The organism is Pseudomonas sp. St29, assembly GCF_001547915.1.
Classification (GTDB): Bacteria; Pseudomonadota; Gammaproteobacteria; order Pseudomonadales; family Pseudomonadaceae; genus Aquipseudomonas.
The window spans coordinates 1,084,150-1,111,036 of sequence record NZ_AP014628.1; the positions used below are offsets into that span (position 1 = coordinate 1,084,150).

Consider the following 26,887-nt stretch of genomic DNA (forward strand, 5'->3'; position numbering starts at 1 on the left):
CTCCAGAGGCGCGGGATGCCAGGAAGGGGATTTTACTCCGTAGCTGGTAATATCCCAGTCTTTTAGTCAGCTTCAGGAACAGATTGATGAAAGTCGCCATCCTTTCCGGCTCGGTCTACGGCACGGCTGAAGAAGTCGCCCGGCACGCCGCCAAGCTCCTCAACGCTGCGGGCCTGGAGGCCTGGCACAACCCACGGGCCAGTCTGGCCGAGCTCCAGGCCTTCGCGCCGCAGGCGTTGCTGGCGGTGACCTCGACCACCGGCATGGGGGAACTGCCCGACAACCTGCTGCCGCTGTATTCGAGCCTTCGCGATCAGTTGCCCGCCGCCTGTCGCGGGCTGCCGGGGGCGGTGATCGGCCTCGGCGACTCCAGCTATGGCGATACCTTTTGCGGTGGCGGTGAGCAGATGCGCGAATTGTTCGCCGAACTGGGCGTGCGCGAAGTGCTGCCGATGCTGCGCCTGGACGCCAGCGAGAGCGTGACCCCGGAAACCGACGCCGAGCCCTGGCTGGCCGAGCTGATCAGCGCCCTGCGGGGCTGACCGGCTGTTCCCGCAGCAGCGCGAGCCAGGCTTGCGCTGCCTTGGACAGATAAGCGCCCTGACGCCAGATGAAGGCGATATCCCAACGCAGGTAGTCCGGCGCCTTGAGTGTCAGGCGCACCACCCCCGGCCGCACCAGGCCGCGGGCCACCACACTGGGCAGCAACACCACGCCCTGGCCGGCGGCCACCAGCGCCGCGAGAAAATCCGCCTGACCACTGCGCCCGCCCTCCTTGGGGGTGAAGCCCACCTGCTGGCAGGCCTGGAGCAACCGGTCGTTGAGCACAAAGCTGCGCTGATAGAGGAGGAAGGGGGTATCCGCCAGTTCTTCCAGGCGCACCTGGGCGTTCATCGCCAGGGGATGATCGGCGGGCAGCAAGGCATCCAGCGGCTCATCGCAAAAGGGCTGGTAGGCAAACGCCGGGTCCTTGGGGGTCAGGCTGCCGCCCAGTTCCAGCTCGCCATTGCGCACCGCCTGCTCGACATTCAGGCTGCCGCCTTCGAGCAGTGACACCTGAATGTTCGGATAGCGCCGGCGGTATTCGGCAAAGCGGCTGGCGAACAGCGCGTCGCTGCCCAGCAACGGCAGGCCCAGGCGCAGTTCGCCCCGGGCCAGCTGGCTCAGGTCGTCCAGCTCGCTGAGCAGCTCGTGGCGCAGGCGCAGCATGCCCTCGGCCCGTTGCAGCACCACCTGGCCGGCGGCGGTGAGGTGAATGTGCGAGCCCTGGCGCTCCAGCAGGGGCGTGCCCAGGCTCTGTTCCAGCTGAGCGATCTGTTTGCTGACGGCCGACTGGCTGATGTGCAGGGTCTTGGCGGCCTGGGTGAACCCGCCCTGGCGCATCACTTCGACGAAGCTGCGCAGTTGTTTGAAATCCATGGTGGTGATTCCAGATTGGAATGGTTTCGAGTCTAACAATTCGCTTCGGTGATGCGGGGGCTTTTCATAAAATAGCCCCCTGAGAGGACCTGATCCCATGAACATTTCCACCTGTAAACGCCTGAGCCGCCTGATTTACGAGCTGGCGGTGCTGCTGGCCATCTATTTTCTCGGTTGCCAACTGGCCGCCTGGCTGCCCTGGCCAATTCCCGGCGGAGTCATCGGCCTGGGGCTGTTGCTGCTGGCCTTCGCCCTGGGCTGGGTCAAGCCGGCGGCGCTGCAACTGGGGGCCGGCCTGCTGATGGCGGAGATGCTGCTGTTTTTCATTCCGGCGCTGATGAGCCTGCTGGATTACGGCAGCCTGCTGCGCGAGGACGGCTGGCGGATCCTTCTGGTGATCGGCATCAGCACCTTGCTGGTGATGCTGGTGACCGCACTGACCGTGGAATGGGTGTGCCGCTGGAGAATGCGCCATGAAGCTTGAGCTGATGCCGATGTTCTGGCTGGCCCTGACCCTGGGGGCCTATCTGTTCAGCCGCTGGATCTATCGGCGCACCGGGCGCTACCTGCTGTCGCCGCTGATCCTGGTGCCGGCCCTGTTGCTGGCGATTGCCGTGCCGCTGCACACCGCCTACGCCGAATACGCCGCCAACACCCACTGGCTGATGCTGGTGCTGGGGCCGGTCACCGTGGCCTTCGCGATTCCCATCTGGCAGCAGCGGCAACTGCTGATGCGCCACTGGTCGGCCCTGCTGCTGGGCATGCTGGCGGGCAGCGCCGCGTCCATCGGCAGTTCCTTCGGCCTGGCGAAGATGTTGGCCCTGGACAGCTCGGTGACCCTGTCCCTGGTGCCACGCTCGATCACCACGCCGTTCGCCATGCCCCTGGCCCATGACCTGGGCGGCGTGCCCGAACTGACGGCGGTGTTCGTCATGTTCACCGGGGTGTTCGGCGCCATGCTTGGCGGTGTGCTGCTGCGCTGGCTGCCCTTGCGCAGCGCCCTGGCCCGGGGCGCCCTGTTTGGGGTGGGGGCCCATGGTGCCGGAGTCAGCCGGGCCCACGAAGTCGGCGGCGAAGAGGGCTCCGTGGCCGGGCTGGTGATGGTGCTGACCGGGCTGTTGAACTTGTTCGCCGCCCCTTTGCTGGCGTCGGTGCTTTGACGTGAAAGCCCCGGGCCAGAGCCTTTTTTCCGGCTGACCCGCTCGGTCATCAAGCTGGCTGGCAATGCAACTCCGCCAGCGCTGCGGGCTGTCTAGACTCTGAGGGTCCTCTTCCTCCAATAAGAACTGTCACCGAGGTCCTTGCCGTGAGCTCAGCCCCCGTTCAATCGACAGCGAGTGTGAAAAACCAGGTCAGTGCCATCGAGTGGCAAACCCGCCTGGACCTGGCCGCCTGTTATCGCCTGGTGGCGATGCATGGCTGGGATGACCTGATCTTCACCCACATCTCCGCCAAGGTGCCGGGCACCGAAGACTTTCTGATCAATCCGTTCGGCATGATGTTCCACGAGATCACCGCCTCCAGCCTGGTGAAGGTCGATCAGGCCGGCAACAAGCTGATGGACAGCCCCTACGAGATCAACCCGGCCGGCTACACCATTCACAGCGCGGTGCATGCGGTGCGCCACGATGCACTCTGTGTGCTGCACACCCATACCGCCGCCGGGGTCGCAGTGTCGGCGCAGAAGCAGGGCGTGCTGCCCATCAGCCAGCAGTCGCTGTTTGTCCTGTCGAGCCTGGGCCATCACCCCTATGAAGGAGTGGCCCTGAACCCCGAGGAAAAGGTGCGGCTGCAGGCCGACCTGGGCGACAACAACTTTCTGCTGCTGCACAACCATGGCTTGCTGACCTGCGGCGCCAGCATCGCCGATACCTTTCTGATGATGTTCATCTTCCAGCGTGCCTGTGAGATTCAGGTGCTGGCGCAGAGTGGCGGCGCCGAGCTGATCGCCATTTCCCCGGCGATCCTGAGCGGGGCCAAGGCGATGATCGCCGGGGTCACCCGCAGTGCCCAGGGCATGGGCGGGGTGCTGGCCTGGCCGGCCCTGCTGCGCAAACTCGATCAACTCGACCGGGGTTATAAAGTCTGATGCCTATTGCCGAGATTCCTCTATGTGTCTGGCGCAAGCGCGGCAAGGACTTCGAGTTCCGCGGCCGGCGCATTCGCTACTGGGTGGCGGGGCATGGCGAGCCGCTGCTGTTGATCCATGGCTTTCCCACGGCCAGCTGGGACTGGCATTACCTGTGGCAGCCCCTGGCGCGGCGTTATCAGGTGATCGCCTGCGACATGCTCGGCTTCGGCGACTCGGACAAGCCCCTGGAGCATGAGTACAGCCTGCTGGAACAGGCGGACTTGCAGCAGGCGCTGCTGGCTCATTTGCATGTCCGCCAGCCGCTGCACCTGCTGGCCCATGACTATGGCGACAGCGTCGCCCAGGAGCTGCTGGCCCGGCACTATGAACAGCGCATCGCAATTGCCAGCTGCGTGTTTCTCAATGGCGGCCTGTTTCCGGAAACCCATCGCCCGGTGCTGACCCAGAAGCTCCTGCTCAGCCCGCTGGGCTGGATGCTTGGGCGGGCCTTCAGCCGCCACGGCCTGGCGAACAGCTTCCGGCAGATCTTCGGCCCCCAGACCCGTCCCAGCGAGTCGGTCCTGGACGACTTCTGGAGCCTGGTGCACAGCAACAACGGGCCGCGCATCCTGCACAAGCTGATCGCCTACATTCCCGAGCGGCGGTTGCAGCGCGAGCGTTGGGTCAGTGCCATGCAACGCGGCGAAGTGCCGCTGCGGGTGATCGACGGCGCCCAGGACCCGATTTCCGGCGCACACATGGTGGAGCGCTATCGCCAGCTGATCCCCGAGCCGGACGCCGTGCTGCTGCCGGGCATCGGCCATTACCCGCAGATCGAGGCGCCGCTGCCGGTGCTCAAGCATTACCTGGGCTTTCGCGACAGGCTGTCGTCGCCATCGCGTCAGGCCGTGGGCTCCTGAGTACCAGGGCCACACCGTGGCCCCTTGCCGGAGCCCGTTGTTGAGCGCTCGGGGCAATTATCCCGCTGTCTTATTGCGCACCATTCAGGTCCGGACGTTTTTATTGTGACCGCCGCCCGGCTGCCTGACACTCGGCCCATTGTCCATTGGCCCTGCTGGAGTTCGGTATGAGTGAATCTGTGCGCTTGCAAGACAAAGTAGTGATCATCACCGGAGCCGGCGGCGGCCTGGGCCGGGCCCATGCCTTGCTGTTCGCCAGGCACGGGGCCAAGGTGCTGGTCAACGACCTGGGGGGCTCGGCCCAGGGCGAAGGCGCCAGCGCCTCCGCGGCCGACAAGGTGGTGGCACAGATCCGTGAGGCCGGGGGCATTGCCGAGGCCAACCACGACTCGGTCACCGATGGCGAAAAGATCGTGCAGAACGCTCTGGACGTCTTCGGCCGGGTCGATGTGGTGGTCAACAACGCCGGCATCCTGCGGGACAAGACCTTCCACAAGATGGACGACAGCGATTGGGACCTGGTGTACCGGGTGCATGTCGAAGGGGCCTACAAGGTCACCCGTGCCGCCTGGCCGCACCTGCGGGACCAGGCCTACGGGCGGGTGATCTTCACCGCCTCCACATCGGGCATCTACGGCAACTTCGGCCAGTCCAACTACGGCATGGCCAAGCTCGGCCTGTACGGCCTGACCCGGACCCTGGCCATCGAAGGGCGCAAGAACAACATCCTGGTCAACGCCATTGCCCCGACCGGTGGCACGCGGATGACCGAGGGGCTGATCCCGCCGCAAGTGTTCGAACAGCTCAAGCCCGAACTGGTGAGCCCGCTGGTGGTGTACCTGGGCAGCGAGCAATGCCAGGAAACCTCCGGCCTGTTCGAAGTGGGCGGCGGCTGGATCGGCAAGGTGCGTTGGGAGCGCAGCCTGGGCGTCGGTTTCGATCCGCGCCAGGGCTTTTCGCCCGACGATGTGGCGGCGCACTGGCAGCAGATCTGCGATTTCGAAGGGGCGGCCCATCCCAAGGACAACATCGAGGCGCTGAAGGAGATGATGCAGAATCTGCAAAAGTACGCCCTCTGACGCTGCGCGGACCAGCGTTGTCCGGCGCTGATCGGCGGGCACTCTTCCCCGGCTTGAAAACAGCCGTTCAATGACCCGCCGGAGCCTGGGCCCCGGCGGTTTTACTCCTGTGGCGTTCGTCTCTATGCTCGACGGTTGGCGAACGCACAAGGAGCGCTTGAGATGTATGAATCAAAGGATCAGCCGGTACTGTCGCGACTGCTGTTTATCCGGCGTCTATGTGTTCATGGCCTGGTGGTCCTGGCCCTGATCAGCTTTTCGGTGCTGCTGGGGATCAGCGGTCTGCTGTACTTCGAGCAGGACATTTCCTTTCACGACGCCTTGTATGACGCGGCCATGATCCTCGGCGGCATCGGGCCCATCAACATGCCGCAAACCCCTGGCGGCAAACTGTTTTTTGCCACCTACGGGCTTTATACCAACCTGGTGTTCGCCGCCACGCTGGGCTTGATTCTGTCTCCGGTGGCGCATCGTCTGTTGCACAAGTTTCACTACGACGAAGGGGATGACGACAGGTTGTAAGTTCAACGTGGCGGTTGTCTTGCGCGCATAAAAAAGGCCGCTGCAAGAGCAGCGGCCAAAGTAAGACGTTAGATCAAGGAGCTACAAAATCAACGTCAGTGAACCCGGTGTCGCGACCTGAACCCAACCCCTTCAAGCCGCCTGGAAACTGATTCGGGGAACCCGGTTGCCGGGTGCTTCCCGTGGCAGTGGCGTGGTGCTGTTTGCCGTGACTGCGGGGCAAGAATAAGCCCTGGCCCGCCGTGGAAAAATAGCGATTCAGGACAAGGACTGTTACAGCCTGAGCAACAGTTCCAAGTGAGCGCCCGCCAATCGGATCGACGCCCCTGATGGGGGCGTATCCAGCCCATGGATAGACCGCTGGAGCGCCCCAGAGGCAAGGGCATTCATCCTTTCGAGCGACAACGCGAATACCTCCTTGGTGCGCTTATCGGCCGTGGCACCCCGGCAGTAGGGTGACTTCTCCTGTCATTCACCGGGGAAGACGCATGACAAAAACAACAATGCGCGCCATCTTCACACCGCAGGCGTTGGCCGCCGCGGTGGCACTGGGCTGTTGCAGCCAGGTGCAAGCGGTTTCGTTCAACATCGGGGAAATCGAAGGGCAGTTCGACTCGTCGCTATCGGTCGGCGCCAGCTGGGGCATGCGCGATGCCGACCGCGCGTTCGTCGGCACGGTCAACGGCGGGACCGCGCAGTCTTCCACCGGCGACGATGGCCGCCTGAACTTCAAGAAGGGCGAGACCTTCTCGAAGATCTTCAAGGGCCTGCATGACCTGGAGCTCAAGTACGGCGACACCGGCGTCTTCGTGCGCGGCAAGTACTGGTACGACTTCGAGCTCAAGGACGAGGATCGCGAGTTCAAGCCCATCAGCGATCACAACCGCAAGGAAGGCGCCAAGTCCGCAGGCGGGCAGATCCTCGACGCCTTCGTCTACCACAACTACTCCATCGCCGACCTGCCGGGCACCGTGCGCGCCGGCAAGCAGGTGGTCAGCTGGGGCGAGAGCACCTTCATCGGCAACTCCATCAACAGCATCAACCCGGTGGACGTCTCGGCCTTTCGCCGCCCGGGGGCCGAGATCAAGGAAGGCCTGGTGCCGGTGAACATGCTGTTCGCCTCCCAGGGCCTGACCAACCAGTTGACCGTGGAAGGTTTCTATCAGCTGGAGTGGGACCAGACCGTGGTGGACAACTGCGGCACCTTCTTCGGCAACGATGTGGTGGCCGACGGCTGCACCACCGGCTACACCGTCGGCAGCCCGGCGATCGCGCCCCTGCAACCGGTTGCCGCGGCGTTCGGCCAGGGCTTTCAGGTGTCCCGTGAAGGGGTGATCCTGCCACGTGGCGGCGACCGCGATGCCCGGGATTCCGGGCAGTGGGGCGCCGCTCTGCGCTGGCTCGGCGATGACACCGAGTACGGCCTGTATTTCATGAACTACCATGCGCGCAGCCCGGTGGTGAGCACCACCACGGCCAACATCAGTCCGGCCACCCTGGGGGCTATTGGTGCCGCAGGAGCTGCGGCCGCGCCCACGGTTCCCGGCGCGGGAGCCAGCCTGGTGCAAAGCGTGATGCTCGGCCGTGGCCAGTACTACCTGGAATACCCCGAAGACATCCGCCTGTATGGCGCCAGCTTCTCCACCACGCTGCCCACCGGCACCGCCTGGACCGGCGAGATCAGCTACCGCCCCAACGCCCCGGTGCAGGTCAACACCAACGACCTGACCCTGGCCCTGCTCAACCCGATTGCCGGCGGCGCGGCGTCGCCGATCAAGACCGCCCTGGGCGCCGACAACACCGGCTACCGGCGCAAGGAAATCACCCAGATCCAGAGCTCCATGACCCAGTTCTTCGACCAGGTGCTGGGGGCCGACCGCCTGACCCTGGTGGGCGAGGCTGCGGTCGTCCACGTCGGCGGCCTGGAAGACAAGAGCAAGCTGCGCTACGGCCGTGACTCGGCCTACGGCCAGTACGGCTATGGCGGCGATACCGGCGGTTTCGTCACCGCCACCTCCTGGGGCTATCGGGCCCGGGCGATCCTCGACTACAGCAACGTCATCGCCGGGATCAACTTCAAGCCCAACCTGTCCTGGTCCCATGACGTCAACGGCTACGGTCCCAACGGCCTGTTCAACCAGGGCGCCAAGGCCCTGAGCGTCGGGGTCGATGCCGACTACCGCAATACCTACACCGCCAGCCTCAGCTACACCGACTTTTTTGGCGGGCGCTACAACACCCTCACCGACCGGGACTTCCTCGCCTTGAGCTTTGGCGTGAATTTCTGAACCGGCACAAGAAGGAGCACTTGAATGCGCAACATGATTCTGCAATGCAGCGCCCTGGCACTGAGCCTGTGGGCGGCCAACCTGATGGCCGCGGTGAGCCCGCAAGAAGCCGCCCAGTTGGGCACCAGCCTGACGCCCCTGGGGGCGCAAAAGGCCGGCAACGCCGATGGCTCGATCCCGGTCTGGACCGGCGGCCTCCCGAAGAACGCCGGGGCGGTGGACAGCAAGGGCTTTCTCGCCGACCCGTTCGCCAATGAAAAGCCGCTGTTCATCATCACCGCGGCCACGGCGGACCAGTACAAGGACAAGCTGTCCGACGGTCAGTTGGCGATGTTCAAGCGCTACCCGGACAGCTACCGGATTCCGGTCTACCCGACCCATCGCAGCGTCGGCCTGCCACCGGAGATCTACGAGTCGGCCAAGCGCAGCGCGCTGAACGTGACCACCACCAACGATGGCAACGGTCTGGCCAACTTCACCGGCAACCGCTACTACGCCTTCCCGATTCCGAAGAACGGCATCGAGGTGCTGTGGAACCACCTGACCCGCTATCACGGCGGCAACCAGAAACGCATCATCACCCAGGCCACCCCGCAGACCAATGGCAGCTACACCTCGATCCGCTTTGAGGAGGAAGTGGCGGCGCCGCAACTGATTCCCGACCTGGACCCGGCCAAGGGTGCCAACGTGCAGAACTTCTTCAAGCAGTCGGTGACCGCCCCGGCGCGGCTGGCGGGCAACGTGCTGCTGGTCCATGAAACCCTGGACCAGGTCAAGGAGCCCCGCTCGGCGTGGATCTACAACGCCGGGCAGCGTCGGGTGCGCCGCGCCCCGCAAGTGGCCTACGACGGTCCGGGCACTGCCGCCGACGGCCTGCGCACCTCGGACAACTTCGACATGTTCTCCGGCGCCCCTGACCGCTACGACTGGAAGCTGGTGGGCAAGAAAGAGATGTACATCCCCTACAACAGCTACAAGCTGGACTCGCCGAGCCTCAAGTACGACGACATCATCAAGGCCGGACACATCAACCAGGACCTGACCCGCTACGAGCTGCACCGGGTCTGGGAGGTGGTGGGCACGGTCAAGCCGAACCAGCGGCACATCTACGCCACTCGGCACATGTACATCGACGAGGACAGCTGGCAGGTGGCCCTGGTGGATCACTACGACGGCCGTGGCCAGCTGTGGCGGGTCGCCGAAGGTCACGCGCAGTACTACTACGACCATCAGGTCCCGGCCTACACCCTGGAAGCCCTGTATGACCTCAACGCCGGTCGCTACCTGGCCCTGGGCATGAAGAACGAGGAAAAGCACAGCCTGGAATTCGGCTTTGCCGCCAAGGCGGCCGACTACACCCCGGCCGCCTTGCGCGCCAGCGGGGTGCGCTAGGCCGCAGGTGACGCAGGCGCTCGAAAGGCGACCGCCCGGTCGCCTTTTTTATGGCAGGGGATCAGCCCGCTGAATACTTCTTCAACAGGCCGGGAGGTCGGGGCTAGGGTGGGGGCACGCTGGCAAAAACTATAAAAAGGCTCGCCGCAATGACTGCCATGACTCGTTGTCCAGAGCGTCCCGGGTTCATGCCCCGTTTGTCTTCCCATCATTCTCCACGCCGCCACTTGAGTGAGCCCCTGCTGCTCTCCAGCGCGCGGGTCAAATTGTTGTGCGCCCCCGCCGGCAGCGGCAAGACCGCACTGCTCAGCGAATGCCTGCAGCAGGCCCCCGAGGGCTGCCGGGTCATCTGGTTGCCCCTGGGCGGCACCCGGCAGACGCCCGAGGACCTGTGTCGCGCCCTGGCCCAGGCGTTGGGCCTGGCCGCGACCGAACCGGCTGCGCTGCTGGCTCATCTGGCCCAGCTGCCGGGCCCGGCCTGGCTGTGTCTCGATGACTATTGCCGGCTGCCGGCGACCGATCTGGACCTGCTGTTGGACCGCTTGCTGAGCGTCGACAACCCCGCGCTCACCTGGTGGATCGGCAGTCGCCGCCGGCCTCAATGCAACTGGCCACGACTGTTGCTGGACGACCAGCTGCATGAACTGGACGGCAGCGCCCTGGCGTTCAGCCAGGACGATATCGAGCGCTTGCTGCAGCGCCTGCCGCAGCCGTTGTGCGCCCAGACCGCCAGCCGCGTCCTGCAACGCAGCGGCGGCTGGTGCGCGGGGGTGCGTATCGCCTTGCTCGACGGCAGCGAGTGGGTCAGCCAACCCTGCAAGCCCGGGCGTCCCAACACCTTGCTCGAATACCTGGAGCACGAGCTGTTCAGCGTGCTGTCGGCGGAACTGGCGGAAGTCTGGCAAGTGCTGGCCCATATGCCGCGGTTCAACGCCGAGCTGTGCGAGCACCTGTTCGGCGCCGGAGAAGGGGCCCGGTACCTGCGGACCCTGCAGGACCTGGGCTGCTTTATCGAACCCTGGGAAGGCGGTGCCGACTGGCTGCAGGTGTTTGCGCCCCTGGCCCGGCTGATGCGCGATGAGGCCTGGCCTGCGGGACGCTCCTGGCATCGTCGGGCCTGCCAGTGGTTTACCGCCCAGGAGGATTGGCAGTCGGCCTTTGAGCAGGCGCTGCTGGCCCAGGAGTATGAAGTGGCGGTCAGCCTGCTGGAGCACTTCAATGTCGAGTTCCTGTTCCAGCGCCACAATGGCTTGCTGCTGTTGCAACTGCACGAGCGCCAGGGCGCCGAGTTGTTGCTGGGCAGTCCGCAGTTACTGGGGCTGTTGGTGGCGGCCATGCTGTTTGCCGGACGCTTCGAGCAGGCCGGGCAGTGCATGGCCCAGATGGCCCGTTTCACGCCGCAGGCGTCGGCCGCCGACCAGCGCCAGCTGCTGGCCCGCTGGCAGGCGCAGCAGGGCTGGCTGTTGCATCTGGGCGGGCGCATGGAGGCCGCGCGGCAGCACTTTCGCGAAGCCCTGAACGAGTTGGACGACAGCGCCTGGACCATCCGCTTGCTGTGTCTGTCCGGCCTGACCCAGCAAGCGTTGCTGTGCGGCGAGCTGGATGTGGCCCAGTCCCTCAATCGGCAAGCCCTGTGCCTGGCCCGGGCCCAGGATGCGCAGTTGTTCGAGGGCCTGTTGGAACTCGACCATGCCCAACTGCTGGAACAGCGCGGCGCGCCGCATCGGGCGCAAAGCCTGCTGGAGCAGGTGCTCGAGCGATTGTCCGGGCAAGCGCTGCGGGGCACGCCCCTGCTGGGGCGCCTGGCCTTGCGCCTGGGGCGTCTGGCCCTGCGCCAGGGGCAGGATCAGCAAGCGGCCGGGTATTTTCGCCGGGGCCTTGAGGATTGCCTGGTCAGTCATGACAAGCGCGCCTTGTATGGCTTTCTCGGCGAGGCGCAGTTGGCGGCCAACCAGGGCGACTACGCCCAGGCCTTCGTCCGCCTGCGAGACGCCGAGCGACTGATGCAGCAACGGCAGATCCCGGACAGCGTCTACCGTGGCGTGCTGTTACAGGTCAGCAGCCAACTCTGGCTGCAGCAGGGGCGGGCGGATCTGGCTCACGAAGCCCTGAGCCGGGTACTGCGGCATTATCGCGGGCCCCAGGCACTGCAGGCGCCGCCGGCCAGTCTGGAGCTGATCCCGAGTATCGAATGCCTGCTGGTGCTGGCCGAGGTGCATCTGGGGCGGGCCCAGGCACCGGTGGCCAGCTTGCAGGGGCTGCTGGCCCGGGCCCGGCGCCACGGCATGCTGGGCCTGGAGGTCCAGGTGCAGTTGGTGCTGGCCGAGGTGGCTTTCAGGCTCGGCGACCAGGCTCTGGCGGCCCAGGCCCTGCAGGCCGGACAGGAACTGGCGGCGCGCTGCAATCTGCCCCACGCCCTGCACGAGTTGCGCCTGCGGCAACCCGGCTTGCTGGCGACAGCCGACAGCCCGCCAGCCATGGCGGCCCAGGCTCCGCCAGAGCATCACGAGAGCCTGCTCAGCCTGCGGGAGCTGCAGGTGCTGCAATTGATCGCCCAGGGCTGCTCCAACCAGCAGATTGCCGAGCAGTTGTTCATCTCTCTGCACACGGTGAAGACCCACGGCCGCAGGATCCACAGCAAGCTGGGGGTGGAGCGGCGCACCCAGGCCGTGGCCAAGGCCCAGGCCCTGGGGCTGATGAGCTGAGGGGGGGCGGTTACTCGGGCTGCGGCTGATAACCCATGCGCCAGCTCACGGCGGCGCTGGCCGCCAGCAGGCGCTGGGCCGCCGGCCCATGTTCATCGGCGTGAAACAGCGAAGTCGGTCCCACCACGGTCAGCACGGCGGCGATCTTGCCGGTGGCATCGAACACCGGGGCCGACAGCGCATCGACCCCGGGCATCAGCAGGCCGTGGACATGGTGCAGGCCGCGCTGGCGAATCTGCTGCGCCAGTGCATCGTGAACCTGGGGGTCGGCCAGTGCATGGGGCTCGCTGCCGGCCAGTTCCTGCTGACGCAGGTCGAGGGTTTCCCGTTGTGGCAGGTAGGCGTTGAACACCAGGCCGGTGGATGAACTGAGCAACGGCAGCACCGAACCCAGTTGAGTGACCACGGTCACCGCCCGTACCGCCGGTTCGATGTGCACCACGGTCGCGCCCTGGTTGCCCCACACCGCGAGGAAGCAGGTTTCGTTCAGCTCATCCCGCAGTTCCGCCAGGGGCAGGGCGCCGACCTTCAGCACATCCATGCTGCCCAGGGCCGCGAGGCCGACCCGCAGGGCTTCGCGACCCAGGCCGTAATGATTGGTGGCGGTGTTCTGCTCGGCAAAACCGCTGGCGATCAACGCCTGCAGATAACGGTGCACCTTGCTCGCCGGCATCTGCACATGTTCGGCCAGGCGCGAAAGAGAAGTGGCCGGTGACAGTTCGGCCAGGGCCTTGAGGATGTCGGTGCCGACTTCGGCCGAGCGGACTTTCTGTTTACCGGTGCTGTCGCTGGTGCTGCGCGGCTTTTCCATGGAGGTGTCGGGGTCCCGTGACAAGTGGCGGTCTTTATAGCTTGACGCTCATAGGCAATCAAATTACGTTATGCGTAATTGGATTACGATAAAAATAACCCAGGCGTGCCGATAACTCTTGTGAAGGAGTAGTGGGCCCCTGCCTATTCCAACTTCCAGGAGGCTCCATGAACCTCGATTCTTCGGCGTCGGCCCTCAGCTACCAATCGGGCTTCGGCAATGAATTCGCCAGCGAAGCCCTGCCGGGCGCACTGCCCGTCGGCCAGAACTCCCCGCAAAAAGCCCCTTACGGCCTGTACGCCGAACTGTTTTCCGGCACCGCCTTCACCATGACCCGCAGCGAAGCCCGGCGCACCTGGATGTACCGCATCCAGCCTTCGGCCAAGCACCCGGCTTTTGCCAAGCTGGCGCGGCAACTGGCAGGCGGCCCGTTGGGCGAAGTCACCCCCAACCGCCTGCGCTGGAGCCCCTTGCAGATTCCAGGCGAGCCCACCGACTTCATCGACGGCCTGGTGGCCATGGTGGCCAACTCGGCGGCGCAGCATCCGGCCGGTATCAGCGTCTATCACTACCGCGCCAACCGCTCGATGGAGCGGGTGTTCTTCAACGCCGATGGCGAGTTGCTGCTGGTGCCGGAACTGGGCCGCCTGCGCATCGTCACCGAGTTGGGCGTGCTGCAGCTGGAGCCGCTGGAGATCGCCGTGCTGCCCCGCGGCCTGAAATTCCGCGTCGAGCTGCTGGACCCGCAAGCCCGTGGCTATGTCGCCGAGAACCACGGTGCGCCATTGCGCCTGCCGGACCTCGGGCCCATTGGCAGCAACGGCCTGGCCAACCCTCGCGACTTCCTGGCGCCGGTGGCCCATTACGAAGACCTGCGCCAGCCCACCACGCTCATCCAGAAATACCTCGGCGAACTCTGGGGCTGCGAGCTCGACCACTCGCCGCTGAACGTCGTCGCCTGGCACGGCAACAACGTGCCGTACAAATACGACCTGCGCCGTTTCAACACCATCGGCACGGTCAGCTTCGACCACCCGGACCCGTCGATCTTCACCGTCTTGACCTCGCCCACCAGCGTGCCGGGCCTGGCCAACCTGGATTTCGTGATCTTCCCGCCACGCTGGATGGTGGCCGAGAACACCTTCCGTCCACCGTGGTTCCACCGCAACCTGATGAACGAGTTCATGGGCCTGATCCAGGGCGCCTACGATGCCAAGGCCGAAGGCTTCCTGCCCGGCGGGGCGTCGCTGCACAGCTGCATGAGCGCCCACGGCCCGGACGGCGAAACCTGCACCAAGGCGATCAACGTCGAGCTGCAGCCGGCCAAGATCGATAACACCATGGCCTTCATGTTCGAAACCAGCCAGGTGCTGCGCCCGAGCCAGTTCGCCCTGGAATGCCCGGAGCTGCAGAACGACTACGATGCTTGCTGGGCCTCGCTGCCCGTCACCTTCAACCCGAATCGGAGATAACCCATGACCTTGCCCACCATCACCCGTAGCTGGGTCGAGTCCGCCAACGGTCACCCCGACTTCCCGTTGCAGAACCTGCCCCTGGGCGTCTTCAGCACCCAGGGTTCGGCGCCCCGCAGCGGGGTCGCCATCGGCGAACAGATTTTCGACCTGGAAGCGGCGCTGGAGGCCGGGCTGTTCGAAGGCCAGGCCAAGGCCGCGGTGCAAGCCGCCCGTGGTGGTCAGTTGAACGCGTTCTTCGAGCTCGGCCGCCCGGCCCGGGTCGCCCTGCGTGAGCGCCTGCTGGAGTTGCTCGGCGAAGGCAGCAGCCTGCGCGGCAAGATCGAGGCCCTGGGCGCGAAACTGCTGCCCCTGGCGGCCGATTGCCAGATGCACCTGCCGGCCAAGATCAATGACTACACCGACTTCTATGTGGGCATCGAGCACGCGCAGAACGTCGGCAAGCTGTTCCGCCCCGACAACCCCCTGCTGCCCAACTACAAGTACGTGCCCATCGGTTATCACGGCCGGGCCTCGACCATCCGGGTTTCCGGTGCCGACGTGCGCCGGCCCAAGGGCCAGACCCTGCCGGCCGGGCAGAGCGAGCCGACCTTCGGCCCCTGCGCGCGCCTGGACTACGAGCTGGAGCTGGGGATCTGGATCGGCCAGGGCAACGAGATGGGCGAGCCGATCGCGATTGGCGACGCTGCCGAGCACATCGCCGGCTTCTGCCTGCTCAACGACTGGTCGGCGCGGGATATCCAGGCCTGGGAATACCAGCCGCTGGGCCCGTTCCTGTCGAAAAGCTTCATCACCAGCATTTCGCCCTGGGTGGTGACCGCCGAAGCCCTGGAGCCGTTTCGCCAGGCCCAGGCGCAGCGTCCGGAAGGCGATCCGCAACCGCTGCCGTACCTGCTGGACCCGCGCGACCAGGCCGCTGGCGGCTTCGACATCGAACTGGAAGTGCTGCTGATCACCCAGGCCATGCGCGAGCAGGGCCTGCCGGCTCACCGCCTGACCCTGAGCAACACCCAGTACATGTACTGGACCGTGGCGCAGATGGTCGCGCACCACAGCGTCAACGGTTGCCAGTTGCAGGCGGGCGACCTGTTTGGTTCGGGCACCTTGTCCGGTCCGCAGAGCGGCCAGTTCGGCAGCCTGCTGGAGATCACCGAGGGCGGCAAGAAACCCATCGAGCTGGCCTCCGGCGAGGTGCGCAAGTTCCTCGAAGACGGCGATGAAATCATCCTGCGCGGGCGTTGCCGCCGCGAAGGCTTCGCCTCCATCGGCTTCGGCGAATGCCGTGGCACGGTCCAACCGGCGCGTTAAGGGAGAGCCCCATGCAGCTCTATACCTACTACCGTTCCACCGCGTCCTATCGGGTGCGGATTGCCCTGGCCCTCAAGGGCCTGGATTTCCAGGCCATCCCGGTCAACCTGCTGGTGCCCAAGGGCGGCGCCAACCGCCAGCCGGAATACCTGGAGATCAACCCCCAGGGGCGGGTACCGGCGCTGCGCACCGATGACGGCGACCTGCTGATCCAGTCCCTGGCGATCATCGAGTACCTGGAGGAACGTTATCCACAGGTGCCGCTGCTGTCCGAGGACCTGGCCAGCCGTGCCCGGGAACGGGCGGTGGCGGCGATCATCGGCTGCGACGTCCATCCGCTGCACAACTCCAGCACCCTCAACTTGCTGCGCGAGTGGGGGCATGAGGAAGAGCAGTTGCTGGTGTGGATCGACCACTGGATCAGCCAGGGCCTGGCGGCCCTGGAACAGCTGATCGGCGATCAGGGGTTCTGTTTCGGCGCCGAGCCGGGGCTGGCCGATGTGTTCCTGATTCCCCAGCTGTACGCGGCCGAGCGTTTCAAGGTGTCCCTGGAAAACTACCCGCGGATTCTCCGGGTCGCGGCCCTGGCGGCCGAACACCCGGCGTTCCAGGCCGCGCACCCGGCCAACCAGCCGGACACCCCGGCCTGAGCCTGCGCGCGGCCCCGGCATCCGGGGCCGCGCGGCATCCGCATCACCCGGGCCCCGCAAGGGGGCCCGAGCGGTCACCACCGGTGACCTGTGCAACACCGCTGCCCATCACCATAAAAAACCGAACAGGTACCTTGCGATGCAAAATCAGATTGCCAGCTTTCGCGCGGCGCTCGACGCCCGCCCGGTGTCCCGCTACCAGTGGTTGCTCCTGTTGCTTCTCGCCTTGCTGTTGGTCACCGATGGCTACGATGCCCAGGTCCTGGGGTATGTGGTGCCGGCTCTGGCTCAGGACTGGGGCCTGGAAAATGCTGCCTTCGGCCCGGTGTTCAGCGCCAACCTGTTGGGCCTGACCCTGGGCTCCCTGGCAGTGACGCCCCTGGCGGACCGTTTTGGCGTGCGGCGCATCCTGCTTTGCTGTGTGCTGATTTACGCCAGCCTAACGGTGCTGATGGTGTTCGCCCATTCTCTGCAGAGCCTGATGGTGGCGCGCTTTATCTGCGGCATCGGCATGGGTGGGGCGATGCCCAGCGCCATGGCGCTGATGTCGGAATACTCGCCGCCGCGCCTGCGCACCCTGATGGTCACCCTGGCGGCCTGTGGTTTCTCCTTTGGCGGTGCTGCCGGTGGTTTTGTGGCCGCCGGCTTTATCGATCGCTTTGGTTGGGAGGCGGTGTTCCTTGCCGGTGGCATCACCCCGCTGCTGTTGTTTCCTTTCCTGCTCTGGCGCTTGCCCGAATCGCTGCCGCGGCTGCTGCGGGACGCACCGCCCTATGCGCGGCTGCGCAAGCTCACCGCACAGATGCTTCCGGGCTGGCAGCCGCCGGCTGCCGAGCTGGGCCGCGACGAAGCGCAGGCGGACAGCAAGCTCACGGTGCTGGAACTGTTTCGCCACGGTTATGCGCGGCCGACCCTGCTGATCTGGTCGACCTTTTTCGTCAGCCTGATCCTGCTGTATTTCATGATCAGCTGGCTGCCGACGCTGCTGCTGGAGAGCGGCCTGGCGCTGCAGCAGGCCAACCTGGTGACCTCGATGTTCCTCTTTGCCGGCACCCTCGGCGCGATCTGCATGGCCTGGTTCGCCGACCGCCTGAAACGCAAGGTGCGCCTGCTGGCCGCGGTGCTCAGCGCCGCCGCACTGTGCACCGTGCTACTGGGGTTGAACCACGACAACCCGCGCTACCTGGTGCTGTTCGTGTTTGCCGCGGGCTTCTGCATCATCGGTGGCCAGCTGACCCTGAACGCCTTCGCCAGCAACTTCTACCCGGCCCAGGTGCGCGCCACCGGCACCGGCTGGGCTTTGGGCGTGGGGCGTTTCGGTTCGATCCTCGGTCCGCTGTTCGGCAGCATGCTGCTGGCGATGCATATTCCGGTGCAGCAGATTTTCTTCTTCTGCGCGATTCCGGCCCTGCTTGCGGCGTTGTTGATCATCCAGGTGCGTTCGCCCCTGGCGTCGGCCTCGGGTGAGGCGGGGCCGGCCGTGCAACGGCAGGCCCCGCTCAAGTCCTGAGGGGCAGGGTGGTTCAGCGTGCCAGGTGCTTGATCATCGGCACGCAGGCCAGGGTCAGGCCCCGGGGCGACTGGTACTGGGCGATGCGCTCACCGACGAAGCCGCAGCGGCGATAAAAGTCGGCGGCGTTCAGGGTCGAATCCAGGATCAGGTGGGGCAACTCGGCCTCCAGCGCCCGTTCTTCGAGGTACTCCATCATCTTGCGGCCGATGCCGCGTCCCATGTAGGCCGGGTCGACGAACACCGCGTCGACCTGCCCGGTCTCCAGGTCGAGCATGCCGCTGGCGGTCACCTGATTGTCGATGACCGCGACATGGCCGGTGTTTTCCACCACTTCGATGAAGTAGTCGCTCAGTTCGCCAGCCGTCCAGACCTGGAGGTCCGCTTCGGGGTAATGGCCGGCGCACTGCTGGTTGATGGCCTGGTTGCGAATGTCGAAGACCCGTTGCGCGTCGGCGCCGTGGGCTTTTCTGATGAGCATGCTGTGTCCGTTCCCTGGAGTTAGCCGCCCATCCTGCCAGAGCCCGGGCGCTGCTGTCATGCGGCCCTGGCCTGTATCAGCAACAGCCCCCAGCCGGTGGGCAGGGTGCCGTCTGCGCATTGCAAGTGCCGGGTGGCGTCGTGCAGCTCCTGCTTCATCCTGGCGCGGTTGGCAGGGCTCAGGCGATCCAGGTCGTAGGTGTCGCCGAGGGCAACCCAGAGTTCCTCGAAGGTTGGCGTCCAGGGCAGGTCCAGGTCTTCGAAGTGCAGCGCGGTGAAGTGCCGACCCAGCAGTTGCCGCCAGCCATCCTCCGACTGCGCCCGTGGGTCCACCAGGGGCAGGTGTGCCAGGTGGTCGCGTCGGGCAGCGGCGCGGAACACCTGCAGGTAGTGCTGGCCCAGTTCCCCGAGGAGAAATTTCCGGCCGACCACCGCTGACAGTTGGCCGCCCGGGACCAGCACTCGATGAGCCTCCTGCAGCACCTGCTCGATATCGCTCATGAGCATCAGCGCCAGGTGGGAAAGCACCGCGTCGACGCTGGCGCTGGCGAGGGAAAGGGCTTGCGCCCGCTCCTCCAGCAGCAGGCCCCGGCCCGCCAGGCGCACATGGGCCGCCTGTAATTCGGTGGCGCTCATGTCGACCCCGAGCAACCGTGCCGTGGGGTGGTGCCTGGCCAGCAGGTCGAGCAGGAAACCGTCGCCGCAACCCAGGTCCAGCACCCGCGCCTCGGGTGGCAGGGCCTTGAGGGTGGTTGCCAGTATGTCGTAGGAGGAACCACGCCCTGCCAGGCTCAGCCCGGCGAAGGCCGGTGGCGTGGTGCCGGGGTGGCGCTGGTGGAAATCCTGGAGGAAGCGTTCGGCGCTGTTCATGCTTTTTCATCCTTGCAGCAGGCGGGTGGGCGGCGGGCATTGTTGCACGGCAGGCGCGGAACCGCGGGGGGATTCAGTGCACGATGGTGTTGGGCGGCAGGTGCCCCAGGCGTTCGGTCAGGCGCAGGCGCTGGATCGGGTCGTCGCTGAGCAGCAGGGCGTGCTCCAGGTCGAAGCGCTCGGCATTCGGGCATTCCAGGCGCTGGTAGAGGCTGGCCCGGGCCAGGTAGTCGGCGGCGCTACCATTGCCCAGCTCCAGTACGCGCTCGGCATTGATCAGGGCCCCCAGGTGGTCGTCGTAGGACAGGTGCAGCTGGCGCAGGTTGCGCGACAGGCGCTGGAACATCTGCGTGGGCTCGGCGCTGACCAGGTGTTCGGCACTGAGCTTGATGTGGGCACCGTATTGGCGTTGCAGCAGTTCCCGGCAGTCGGCGGGGTACAAGCGGCGTCCGCCGCAGGGATCGAGCAAATGATCGGCGCCGGGCACCCGCAGCAGGAAGTGCCCGGGGAAGTTCACGCCCACCAGGGGAATCTGCAAGCGTTGCGCCAGCTCCAGGGCGATCAGCGCCAGGGCCAGGGGCTGTCCGCGGCGCGTCTCCAGGACCTTGTCCATCAACGCTGCCTGGGGCCGCAGGGGCAGGTGTTCGTCCTGCTGGAAGCCCAGGTCGTTCATCCGGCGCAACAGCGGCTGGCCCAGTTCGTTTGCCGGCAGAGGGGGCAGGCTGTGGCCGATCTGCAGTTGGATTTCCTTGAAGGCTTCCAGCTGGCGTTCGGGGACCAGTTGCGGGGCGTGTTCGGCGGCAATCCACAGGGCCGCCTCCAGCAGAGCGGGCGGCGAGCGGTGCAGGCAGGCGAAAAAGGCTTGGCGCGGGTTCATCTCAACCTCCGACGGATGCCTCGTTTTAGCCTCGTGGCGCCGCTTCGTCCAGTGCTGACACAGGTGGTTGCAGGTTATTTCCCAATGCCTGCAAACACTCTCGGCTTATTCCTGCGCGGCGCAGCAAATTCCAGGCGCAAGCCTATACTGGCGACTACCAGAAGTGATTCGGGAGCCTGTCGATGTTTGCTCTCATGCACAGCACCCGCCTTGAATCGCTGCACCTCAGCGTCGACCCCAGCACCGGGTTGAAGGCAGTGATCGCCATCCACAACAACCGCCTGGGGCCCGCCCTGGGCGGTTGCCGTTATCTGGCCTATCCCGATGCCACCAGTGCTGTGGAAGATGCCGCGCGCCTGGCCCGGGGCATGAGTTACAAGGCCGCCCTGGCCGGATTGCCGCAAGGTGGCGGTACCGCGGTGATCATCCGCCCGGCCCATGTGGAAAATCGCGCCGCGCTGTTCGAGGCCTTTGGCCGCTGCGTCGAGCAACTGGACGGCCGCTACATCACCGCCATCGACAGCGGCACCTCGGTGGCCGACATGGACTGCATCGCCCAGCAGACTCGCTATGTCACCAGCACCAGCGCTGCCGGCGATCCTTCGCCCCACGCTGCCATGGGGGTGTTCGCCGGCATCCGCAGCACGGCCATGGCGCGCCTGGGCAGCGACAACCTGGAAGGCCTGCGGGTGGCGATCCAGGGCCTGGGCAACGTCGGCTTCGCCCTGGCCGAACAACTGCATGCGGTCGGGGCCGAACTGCTGGTCAGCGACATCGATGCCGGCAAGGTGCAACTGGCCATGGAGCAACTGGGCGCCCATCCGATTGCCAACGATGCGCTGCTCAGCACCCCCTGCGACATCCTTGCGCCGTGCGGCCTGGGGGCCGTGCTCAACAGTCATAGCGTGGCGCAATTGCGCTGCGCGGCGGTGGCGGGGTCGGCCAACAACCAACTGACCAACCTGGAGGTGGCCGACCAGCTTGAACGTCGTGGCATCCTTTATGCGCCGGATTATGTGATAAATGCCGGCGGGCTGATTTATGTCTCGCTCAAGCACCGGGGCGAGGAGCTGTCGACCATCACCGCCCACCTCTCGAAGATCAGTTCACGGCTGACCGAAGTCTTCGCCCACGCCCAGGCGGAAAAACGCTCCCCGGCGCGGGTGGCCGATGAGCTGGCGGAGCGGGTGCTGTATCGCTAGGCCCAGGCCTTCATCCTTGCCCACGCCCTCTGTAGTATCTGGCCCCGAAAATGCGGCGCTGAACCCGCCCCCTGGCGGGCCCAATGGACAAGGAATGTATTCGACGATGCGTGAAGCGCTGGATAGTGGGCTGGATGAGCAGCTGTCTTGCCTGTTGCGGGTGGGGGCGGATATGGAGTCGGTGCGCAATATTCTTGTGCTGTACCGGGACAGGGGCTTTTCGGCGGCGGCGGTGTACAACTACCTGGCATTACTCAGGCTTGATGCATCCGATGCGGTCGAGGACCGAATCCTGGAAGCCATGGATATCGCGTCCGGCCATTGCTCGGCAGGTTGCAGGGTATGGGGCGTTGGGCAATGACCGTGGCAGATGCGAACCAGGGGTTTGCCGAGTGTTCGGTCAGGGATCTGCAGCGATACGCTGCGACCTGCCTGGAGGCGTACTGCCAGGGGAAGGGCATTCGCCATTGCGCTGTCGATGCGCTGATCCGGCACCTCAAGGATTATCCGGACAGGGGTTCTGTACTGGCCTGGGAGAGGGCCGGGGCCTTGCTGGCGTTGAATGGTCGCGGGGATGACTGGCCACAGGACCTTGTCGCTCTGATACCGCCCTCGGAGACCGAGGCGTTCTCCAGCCTCGTCGACAGCGCGGTGGAGGTTGGCCTTGTCGACCTGTTTGGCGAATCGACTGATTTGCCGGTGACCTTTGTGCGCAAGATCACTTCCATACTGCGTGGCCAGTCTCTCGATCTGCCCGAGTTGCCAGGACCAAGGGCCATTTGAGCGGCCGTTGTGCACGCCGCTTTCGGTTATCCGCAGGCATGAAAAAAGCCCTGGGTCATGGACACAGGGCTGATTCAATTCGCGTGAAACCTACTTTGCCGCCTTGGCCGCTTTCGCCGGTTTGGCTGGCGCCTCGGCTTCGGCAGGTTGCTGCGCCTCGACCGCTTCCACCACGGGTGCGGGGGCGCTGAGCAACTCGGACAACGCATCCGGCTGGCTCTTGAATGCCTTGGCGAACACATCGCGATTTTTCGCCATGTAGATCCCGGCTTCTTCCACCTGCTGCTCGCTCAACGACGGCACGGCTTTCTGCAACACTTGCGCCAGCAATTCAGCCAGTTCGAGCATTTTGTCATGACGGTCAGCTTCGGCTTTATCCATGAACAAACGCTCCAGATCTCGGCTGCTGCGGTATACCACTTCGACGGCCATTCACCACCTCACATGCCTTCACGATAATGGGTCTGTATAAACACTGTATCTATATACAGTTCGAGAGAATAGGCGAATCCTTTTCCCTTGGATAGTGGCTTTTTAATGTAGACGGATTTTTTTTCCCGGGCCGATTGTGACGGGGCCGTGCCTCGTTGCGGGCGGCCACCATCTCATTGACGGCTCCTGGCCTTTTTTCTGCATGCAGAACAACCGTCACGTCCAATCCGCATCATCCGGTCGAACCGACCTAAGGAAGAACCATCGTGAAAATCAATTGGGCCGAGAACCTGCGGCAGAACGTCCATCAGTTGGCCGAATCCCTGGGCAACCTGTTCGTCGAGACATTCCATTACCTGGCGCTGTTCGCCATCGGTGCGGTGACCGCCTGGGCCGCGGTGATGGAATTCTTGCAGATGATCGAGGCGGGGCACATCAAGATCGATGATATCCTGCTGTTGTTCATCTACCTGGAGTTGGGGGCGATGGTTGGTATCTACTTCAAGACCAACCACATGCCGGTGCGCTTCCTGATCTACGTGGCGATCACCGCGTTGACCCGGCTGCTGATCTCCAACGTTTCCCACCACAATCCGCCGGACCTGGGGATCATCTACCTGTGCGGCGGCATCCTGTTGCTGGCCTTCGCCATTCTGGTGGTGCGCTACGCCTCGTCGCAATTTCCCTCGGTGAAGATCGAGCATCCGCAGCGCAAGCTCGGCGCCGGCTCCGGCGAGCACCCGGAAGTGGAGAAGGGCGAGCTTTAAATCCTCAGGGCCTGGGGCGCGGGCTTGTGGCCGGCGGGCGGCAACTGCGCCAGGTTGTCGCCGTTGGTCATGGCTTCGAGGATGGCCACGGCGCTGTGGCCCTGTTCGATGGCGATGCCGAACTGGATGCTCTGCACCAGGCGCTTGATGCGTTGCGGGTCATTGCGCTGGGCCGCGCTGATGATGCGTTTGGCCACCACCCGACCGGCCTGGGACAGGGTCAGCATGATGCTGCCGTCCAGGCCCTGGATGCTCAGGTTGACCTGATAGTCCGGGGTGAAGGTGTCGGTAATCAGTTGGAAGGGGTTGTCCATGATGCCTCACCGCTTGATTGGGTCGTGCAGTCATTGACCGGCAGGGCGCGCAATAGGTTCGCGATTCCAGACCACTGGCCGGTCGTTCGCCGAGGGTTGTCTACGTCCGTGTGGCTCAAGGACGAACAAAGCAAGGGGCATGCCGGGAACCGCGGGAGGCAATGATTGCAGGGATAAAAAAGCGGACCGCAAGGTCCGCTTTTTTTATTCCGGTCCGTTTCAGGGCAGGAACGAGTAAATGATCGCAGACAGTGCGATCAGGCCGATCAACACCACGAACAGGTTCGACAGCTGGCCCGAGTACTGGCGCAGTGAAGGCACCCGCTGGATCGCGTACATCGGCATCAAAAACAGCAGGCAGGCAATCACCGGGCCGCCCAGGGTTTCGATCATGCCGAGGATGCTTGGGTTGAAGGTGGCCACGGCCCAGCAGGTGAGGACCATGAACAGCGCGGTGATCTTTTCCAGCTTGCCGGCCGACAGGACACGGCCGCGGCTGCGCAGGCTTTTCACGATCAGCCCCTTGAAGCCTTCGCTGGCGCCGATGTAGTGGCCCAGGAACGACTTGGTAATGGCCACCAGGGCGATCAGCGGCGCGGCGTAGGCAATCACCGGGGTCTGGAAGTGGTTGGCCAGGTAGGACAGGATCGAGATGTTCTGTTCCTTGGCCGCCACCAGGTCCGCCGGCGACAGGGCCAGCACACAGCTGAAGCAGAAGAACATCACCGTCAGCACCATCATGCCGTGGGCAGTGGCCAGGATGCCGCTGCTCTTGCGCTCGGCCAGGGCACCGTACTGGCGCTTCTGGTCCACCGCGAAGGCCGAGATGATCGGCGAGTGGTTGAAGGAAAACACCATCACCGGAATCGCCAGCCACAGGGTCTTGAAGAACAGCGGCAGGGCCATGCCTTCGCTGGCCGAGGCGAAGAAGGCGCCGTTCCAGTTGGGGATCAGGCTCAGGGCCAGGAGCAGCAAGGCGGCGACGAACGGATAGACCAGCAGGCTCATGGCCCGCACGATCACGCCCTGGCCGCAACGCACGATGGCCATCAGGCCGAGGATCAGCAGCAGCGACAGCAGCGCCCGGGGCGGTGGCGTCATGTGCAGCTGGTGCTCCATGAAACTGCCCAGGGTGTTGGTCAGGGCCACGCTGTACACCAGCAGGATCGGGAAGATGGCAAAGAAGTACAGCAGGGTGATCAGCTTGCCGGCGCCGATCCCGAAATGTTCCTCGACCACTTCGGTGATGTCCCCGGAGCGTCCGGAGAGGACGAAGCGGGTCAGGCCGCGGTGGGCGAAGAAGGTCATGGGAAAGGCCAGCAGCGCCAGCACGATCAGCGGCCAGAAGCCCCCGACCCCGGCGTTGATCGGCAGGAACAGGGTGCCGGCGCCGATGGCGGTGCCATACAGGCCGAGCATCCAGGTGGTGTCGTGCTTGCTCCAGCCCTGATGGGCTGTCGCGGTGTCGCGGGGTGTGGCTACAGCAGGGTGTTCGGCAGCAGGTGTCGGTACATCGGTCATCGGTATCGCCTCGTTATTATTTTTGCTCGGGCTCACGTTTTACGGACGGTCAGGCAAGGCTCCTCAGCATTCCACCCAGCTCACCGCCAGGCCGCCCCGTGAAGTTTCTTTGTATTTGTCGTGCATATCGGCGCCGGTATCGCGCATGGTGCGGATCACCCGGTCCAGGGAAATGAAATGCTGGCCGTTGCCGCGCAGGGCCATCTGGGTGGCGTTGATCGCCTTCACCGCGGCAATCGCGTTGCGCTCGATGCACGGCACTTGCACCAGGCCGCCCACCGGGTCGCAGGTCAGGCCGAGGTTGTGTTCCAGGCCGATCTCGGCAGCGTTCTCCAGTTGCTCGGGCGTGGCGCCGAGAACTTCCGCCAGGCCGGCGGCGGCCATGGCGCAGGCCGAGCCCACTTCACCCTGGCAACCGACTTCGGCGCCGGAGATGGAAGCGTTCTTCTTGCACAGGATGCCCACGGCCGCGGCGCCGAGGAAAAAGCTCACGACGTCGTCGTCACAGGCCTGGTGATTGAACTTCATGTAGTAGTGCAGCACCGCCGGGATAATCCCCGCCGCACCATTGGTGGGTGCGGTGACCATGCGGCCGCCGGCGGCGTTTTCCTCGTTCACCGCCAGGGCGTAGAGGTTGACCCACTCCATGGCCGAGAGGGTCGAGGTGATGACGTTCGGCTTGCCGATTTCCAGCAGGCTGCGGTGCAGCTTGGCGGCGCGCCGCGGGACGTCGAGGCCGCCGGGCAGGGTGCCTTCGTGGCGCAGGCCCTGTTCGACGCACTCACGCATCACCGACCAGATATGCAACAGGCCGCTGCGGATTTCCGCATCGCTGCGCCAGGCCCGTTCGTTGGCCAGCATCAGTTCGCCGACCCGCAGCTTGTGGGTCTTGCACAGGGCCAGCAGTTCGGCGGCGCTGTTGAAGTCGTAAGGCAATTCGACGCTGGCAGCGGCGTCGGCACCGGCCTCGACCTGGGCGGCCTCGATGATGAAGCCACCGCCCACCGAGTAGTAGGTCTGCTCCAGCAGCATGCCCTGCTCGCCGGAGGCGCTCAGGGACATGGCGTTGGGATGGTAGGGCAGGCTTTCGTCCAGCAGCAGCAAGTCCTGCTGCCAGTCAAAGGCGATGGGCGTGCGTCCGCCCAGCAGCAGTTGGCCGCTTTCGCGCAGTTGCGCTATGCAAGGGTTGATGCTGCTGGGGTCGATGCTGTCTGGCCATTGGCCCATCAGGCCCATGACGCTGGCGCGGTCGGTGGCATGGCCGACGCCGGTGGCCGACAGCGAGCCGTAGAGGCGGATTTGCACCCGCTGCACCTGCTGCTCCAGGCCCTGGTCGAACAGTGCCTGGGCGAAGGTGGCGGCGGCGCGCATAGGGCCTACGGTGTGGGAGCTGGAGGGGCCGATACCGACTTTGAAAAGATCGAAAACACTGATAGCCATGCTAAAGCCTTACAAGCAATGGAAGGTGGATCGCTGCCATTTTTTGTAGGCCAA

At 65.0% G+C, this 26,887-nt stretch carries 26 protein-coding genes and 1 pseudogene; 18 read left to right on the top strand and 9 right to left on the bottom strand.

Translation table 11 applies throughout. The annotated features are described in order from the left end of the window. Positions 1 to 86 precede the first annotated feature (86 nt). Complete coding sequence (locus tag PST29_RS04865) at positions 87 to 542, top strand: flavodoxin (RefSeq protein ID WP_060837575.1); 456 nt, start codon at positions 87 to 89, stop codon at positions 540 to 542. Here PST29_RS04865 and PST29_RS04870 read toward each other — a convergent pair. Then, a complete protein-coding gene (locus PST29_RS04870) occupies positions 523 to 1,419 on the bottom strand; it encodes a LysR family transcriptional regulator (RefSeq protein ID WP_060837576.1) in 897 nt (298 codons plus the stop codon). The genes PST29_RS04865 and PST29_RS04870 overlap by 20 nt on opposite strands. Before the next feature lie 97 nt (positions 1,420 to 1,516). Between PST29_RS04870 and PST29_RS04875 the strand changes: the two genes are divergently transcribed. From PST29_RS04875 to PST29_RS04915, 9 genes are all read left to right on the top strand, one after another. After that, a complete protein-coding gene (locus tag PST29_RS04875) occupies positions 1,517 to 1,903 on the top strand; it encodes a CidA/LrgA family protein (protein WP_060842505.1) in 387 nt (128 codons plus the stop codon). Next, positions 1,893 to 2,579, top strand: coding sequence for an LrgB family protein (locus PST29_RS04880; RefSeq protein WP_060837578.1), 687 nt, complete (start codon positions 1,893 to 1,895; stop codon positions 2,577 to 2,579). Before PST29_RS04875 ends, PST29_RS04880 begins: the two co-directional genes overlap by 11 nt. A 146-nt stretch (positions 2,580 to 2,725) precedes the next feature. Continuing rightward, a complete protein-coding gene (locus tag PST29_RS04885; RefSeq protein ID WP_060842506.1) occupies positions 2,726 to 3,508 on the top strand; it encodes a class II aldolase/adducin family protein in 783 nt (260 codons plus the stop codon). Next, on the top strand, positions 3,508 to 4,410 hold the full coding sequence (locus PST29_RS04890; protein WP_060842507.1) for an alpha/beta fold hydrolase: 903 nt from the start codon (positions 3,508 to 3,510) through the stop codon (positions 4,408 to 4,410). Before PST29_RS04885 ends, PST29_RS04890 begins: the two co-directional genes overlap by 1 nt. Before the next feature lie 167 nt (positions 4,411 to 4,577). Further along, on the top strand, positions 4,578 to 5,489 hold the full coding sequence (locus tag PST29_RS04895) for an SDR family oxidoreductase (protein WP_060837581.1): 912 nt from the start codon (positions 4,578 to 4,580) through the stop codon (positions 5,487 to 5,489). 162 nt (positions 5,490 to 5,651) lie between these two features. Next, entirely contained in the window at positions 5,652 to 6,011 is a 360-nt protein-coding gene (locus tag PST29_RS04900) for a hypothetical protein (RefSeq protein ID WP_060837582.1), read from the top strand. 488 nt (positions 6,012 to 6,499) lie between these two features. Further along, positions 6,500 to 8,299: a DUF1302 domain-containing protein gene (locus PST29_RS04905; RefSeq protein WP_060837583.1), complete on the top strand. Its 1,800-nt coding sequence runs from the start codon at positions 6,500 to 6,502 to the stop codon at positions 8,297 to 8,299. 24 nt (positions 8,300 to 8,323) lie between these two features. Further along, positions 8,324 to 9,691 (top strand): DUF1329 domain-containing protein, encoded by a 1,368-nt coding sequence (locus PST29_RS04910; protein WP_060842508.1) that lies wholly within the window; start codon positions 8,324 to 8,326, stop codon positions 9,689 to 9,691. A gap of 149 nt (positions 9,692 to 9,840) precedes the next feature. After that, positions 9,841 to 12,396, top strand: a complete 2,556-nt coding sequence (locus PST29_RS04915; RefSeq protein WP_060842509.1) for a LuxR C-terminal-related transcriptional regulator — start codon at positions 9,841 to 9,843, stop codon at positions 12,394 to 12,396. 10 nt (positions 12,397 to 12,406) lie between these two features. On the opposite strand, the gene PST29_RS04920 is transcribed toward PST29_RS04915, so the two are convergent. Continuing rightward, positions 12,407 to 13,207 (bottom strand): IclR family transcriptional regulator, encoded by an 801-nt coding sequence (locus PST29_RS04920; RefSeq protein ID WP_060837586.1) that lies wholly within the window; start codon positions 13,205 to 13,207, stop codon positions 12,407 to 12,409. A 167-nt stretch (positions 13,208 to 13,374) separates the two neighbouring features. On the opposite strand from PST29_RS04920, the gene hmgA reads away from it, so the two are divergent. The 4 genes from hmgA (at position 13,375) to PST29_RS04940 (ending at position 18,147) form a co-directional block, all read left to right on the top strand. Beyond that, complete coding sequence (hmgA, locus tag PST29_RS04925; protein ID WP_060837587.1) at positions 13,375 to 14,679, top strand: homogentisate 1,2-dioxygenase; 1,305 nt, start codon at positions 13,375 to 13,377, stop codon at positions 14,677 to 14,679. Between the two features lie 3 nt (positions 14,680 to 14,682). After that, on the top strand, positions 14,683 to 15,987 hold the full coding sequence (fahA, locus tag PST29_RS04930; RefSeq protein ID WP_060842510.1) for a fumarylacetoacetase: 1,305 nt from the start codon (positions 14,683 to 14,685) through the stop codon (positions 15,985 to 15,987). Positions 15,988 to 15,998: 11 nt separating this feature from the next. Further along, positions 15,999 to 16,637 carry a maleylacetoacetate isomerase gene (gene maiA / locus PST29_RS04935; protein ID WP_060837589.1) on the top strand — a complete coding sequence of 213 codons (639 nt, stop codon included), beginning with the start codon at positions 15,999 to 16,001 and terminating at the stop codon, positions 16,635 to 16,637. Between the two features lie 139 nt (positions 16,638 to 16,776). Beyond that, entirely contained in the window at positions 16,777 to 18,147 is a 1,371-nt protein-coding gene (locus PST29_RS04940; protein ID WP_060842511.1) for an MFS transporter, read from the top strand. A gap of 13 nt (positions 18,148 to 18,160) precedes the next feature. Here the strand turns inward: PST29_RS04940 and PST29_RS04945 are convergent, their stop codons facing one another. From PST29_RS04945 to PST29_RS04955, 3 genes are all read right to left on the bottom strand, one after another. Next, on the bottom strand, positions 18,161 to 18,628 hold the full coding sequence (locus PST29_RS04945; RefSeq protein ID WP_015634198.1) for a GNAT family N-acetyltransferase: 468 nt from the start codon (positions 18,626 to 18,628) through the stop codon (positions 18,161 to 18,163). Positions 18,629 to 18,684: 56 nt separating this feature from the next. Further along, positions 18,685 to 19,497, bottom strand: coding sequence for a class I SAM-dependent methyltransferase (locus PST29_RS04950; RefSeq protein WP_060837591.1), 813 nt, complete (start codon positions 19,495 to 19,497; stop codon positions 18,685 to 18,687). Positions 19,498 to 19,570: 73 nt separating this feature from the next. Beyond that, on the bottom strand, positions 19,571 to 20,374 hold the full coding sequence (locus PST29_RS04955) for a SirB1 family protein (protein ID WP_060842512.1): 804 nt from the start codon (positions 20,372 to 20,374) through the stop codon (positions 19,571 to 19,573). A gap of 182 nt (positions 20,375 to 20,556) precedes the next feature. Here PST29_RS04955 and PST29_RS04960 point away from each other — a divergent pair, with 182 nt between their 5' ends. From PST29_RS04960 to PST29_RS04970, 3 genes are all read left to right on the top strand, one after another. Next, positions 20,557 to 21,576, top strand: coding sequence for a Leu/Phe/Val dehydrogenase (locus tag PST29_RS04960; RefSeq protein ID WP_060837593.1), 1,020 nt, complete (start codon positions 20,557 to 20,559; stop codon positions 21,574 to 21,576). 94 nt (positions 21,577 to 21,670) lie between these two features. Beyond that, the gene (locus PST29_RS04965) at positions 21,671 to 21,937 is read left to right on the top strand and encodes a hypothetical protein (RefSeq protein ID WP_232513198.1); all 267 of its coding nucleotides are present in this window, start codon (positions 21,671 to 21,673) and stop codon (positions 21,935 to 21,937) included. Further along, positions 21,934 to 22,359: a hypothetical protein gene (locus PST29_RS04970; protein ID WP_060845070.1), complete on the top strand. Its 426-nt coding sequence runs from the start codon at positions 21,934 to 21,936 to the stop codon at positions 22,357 to 22,359. Before PST29_RS04965 ends, PST29_RS04970 begins: the two co-directional genes overlap by 4 nt. 177 nt (positions 22,360 to 22,536) lie before the next feature. On the opposite strand, the pseudogene PST29_RS04975 reads toward PST29_RS04970, so the two are convergent. After that, a pseudogene (locus PST29_RS04975) lies at positions 22,537 to 22,791 on the bottom strand (YebG family protein); the annotation flags it as partial. 266 nt (positions 22,792 to 23,057) lie between these two features. Between PST29_RS04975 and PST29_RS04980 the strand changes: the two are divergent. Further along, positions 23,058 to 23,558 carry a phosphate-starvation-inducible protein PsiE gene (locus PST29_RS04980; RefSeq protein ID WP_016968029.1) on the top strand — a complete coding sequence of 167 codons (501 nt, stop codon included), beginning with the start codon at positions 23,058 to 23,060 and terminating at the stop codon, positions 23,556 to 23,558. Here the strand turns inward: PST29_RS04980 and PST29_RS04985 are convergent. The 3 genes from PST29_RS04985 to PST29_RS04995 all read right to left on the bottom strand — a co-directional run bounded on the left by PST29_RS04985 (position 23,555) and on the right by PST29_RS04995 (position 26,833). Then, positions 23,555 to 23,872 (bottom strand): DUF3509 domain-containing protein, encoded by a 318-nt coding sequence (locus PST29_RS04985; RefSeq protein WP_060837597.1) that lies wholly within the window; start codon positions 23,870 to 23,872, stop codon positions 23,555 to 23,557. The genes PST29_RS04980 and PST29_RS04985 overlap by 4 nt on opposite strands. A gap of 219 nt (positions 23,873 to 24,091) precedes the next feature. Beyond that, positions 24,092 to 25,393: a serine/threonine transporter gene (locus tag PST29_RS04990; RefSeq protein WP_060842514.1), complete on the bottom strand. Its 1,302-nt coding sequence runs from the start codon at positions 25,391 to 25,393 to the stop codon at positions 24,092 to 24,094. A gap of 63 nt (positions 25,394 to 25,456) precedes the next feature. Next, positions 25,457 to 26,833 carry an L-serine ammonia-lyase gene (locus tag PST29_RS04995; protein ID WP_060842515.1) on the bottom strand — a complete coding sequence of 459 codons (1,377 nt, stop codon included), beginning with the start codon at positions 26,831 to 26,833 and terminating at the stop codon, positions 25,457 to 25,459. Between the last annotated feature and the right edge of the window lie 54 nt (positions 26,834 to 26,887).

What these genes read in the sequence shown, in the direction of transcription:
- PST29_RS04865 (WP_060837575.1), top strand. Translation starts at nt 87, where the DNA reads ATGAAAGTCGCCATCCTTTCCGGCTCGGTCTACGGCACGGCTGAAGAA.
- PST29_RS04870 (WP_060837576.1), bottom strand. Translation starts at nt 1,419, where the DNA reads ATGGATTTCAAACAACTGCGCAGCTTCGTCGAAGTGATGCGCCAGGGC.
- PST29_RS04875 (WP_060842505.1), top strand. Translation starts at nt 1,517, where the DNA reads ATGAACATTTCCACCTGTAAACGCCTGAGCCGCCTGATTTACGAGCTG.
- PST29_RS04880 (WP_060837578.1), top strand. Translation starts at nt 1,893, where the DNA reads ATGAAGCTTGAGCTGATGCCGATGTTCTGGCTGGCCCTGACCCTGGGG.
- PST29_RS04890 (WP_060842507.1), top strand. Translation starts at nt 3,508, where the DNA reads ATGCCTATTGCCGAGATTCCTCTATGTGTCTGGCGCAAGCGCGGCAAG.
- PST29_RS04895 (WP_060837581.1), top strand. Translation starts at nt 4,578, where the DNA reads ATGAGTGAATCTGTGCGCTTGCAAGACAAAGTAGTGATCATCACCGGA.
- PST29_RS04900 (WP_060837582.1), top strand. Translation starts at nt 5,652, where the DNA reads ATGTATGAATCAAAGGATCAGCCGGTACTGTCGCGACTGCTGTTTATC.
- PST29_RS04905 (WP_060837583.1), top strand. Translation starts at nt 6,500, where the DNA reads ATGACAAAAACAACAATGCGCGCCATCTTCACACCGCAGGCGTTGGCC.
- PST29_RS04910 (WP_060842508.1), top strand. Translation starts at nt 8,324, where the DNA reads ATGCGCAACATGATTCTGCAATGCAGCGCCCTGGCACTGAGCCTGTGG.
- PST29_RS04915 (WP_060842509.1), top strand. Translation starts at nt 9,841, where the DNA reads ATGACTGCCATGACTCGTTGTCCAGAGCGTCCCGGGTTCATGCCCCGT.
- PST29_RS04920 (WP_060837586.1), bottom strand. Translation starts at nt 13,207, where the DNA reads ATGGAAAAGCCGCGCAGCACCAGCGACAGCACCGGTAAACAGAAAGTC.
- hmgA (WP_060837587.1), top strand. Translation starts at nt 13,375, where the DNA reads ATGAACCTCGATTCTTCGGCGTCGGCCCTCAGCTACCAATCGGGCTTC.
- fahA (WP_060842510.1), top strand. Translation starts at nt 14,683, where the DNA reads ATGACCTTGCCCACCATCACCCGTAGCTGGGTCGAGTCCGCCAACGGT.
- maiA (WP_060837589.1), top strand. Translation starts at nt 15,999, where the DNA reads ATGCAGCTCTATACCTACTACCGTTCCACCGCGTCCTATCGGGTGCGG.
- PST29_RS04940 (WP_060842511.1), top strand. Translation starts at nt 16,777, where the DNA reads ATGCAAAATCAGATTGCCAGCTTTCGCGCGGCGCTCGACGCCCGCCCG.
- PST29_RS04945 (WP_015634198.1), bottom strand. Translation starts at nt 18,628, where the DNA reads ATGCTCATCAGAAAAGCCCACGGCGCCGACGCGCAACGGGTCTTCGAC.
- PST29_RS04950 (WP_060837591.1), bottom strand. Translation starts at nt 19,497, where the DNA reads ATGAACAGCGCCGAACGCTTCCTCCAGGATTTCCACCAGCGCCACCCC.
- PST29_RS04955 (WP_060842512.1), bottom strand. Translation starts at nt 20,374, where the DNA reads ATGAACCCGCGCCAAGCCTTTTTCGCCTGCCTGCACCGCTCGCCGCCC.
- PST29_RS04960 (WP_060837593.1), top strand. Translation starts at nt 20,557, where the DNA reads ATGTTTGCTCTCATGCACAGCACCCGCCTTGAATCGCTGCACCTCAGC.
- PST29_RS04965 (WP_232513198.1), top strand. Translation starts at nt 21,671, where the DNA reads ATGTATTCGACGATGCGTGAAGCGCTGGATAGTGGGCTGGATGAGCAG.
- PST29_RS04970 (WP_060845070.1), top strand. Translation starts at nt 21,934, where the DNA reads ATGACCGTGGCAGATGCGAACCAGGGGTTTGCCGAGTGTTCGGTCAGG.
- PST29_RS04985 (WP_060837597.1), bottom strand. Translation starts at nt 23,872, where the DNA reads ATGGACAACCCCTTCCAACTGATTACCGACACCTTCACCCCGGACTAT.
- PST29_RS04990 (WP_060842514.1), bottom strand. Translation starts at nt 25,393, where the DNA reads ATGACCGATGTACCGACACCTGCTGCCGAACACCCTGCTGTAGCCACA.
- PST29_RS04995 (WP_060842515.1), bottom strand. Translation starts at nt 26,833, where the DNA reads ATGGCTATCAGTGTTTTCGATCTTTTCAAAGTCGGTATCGGCCCCTCC.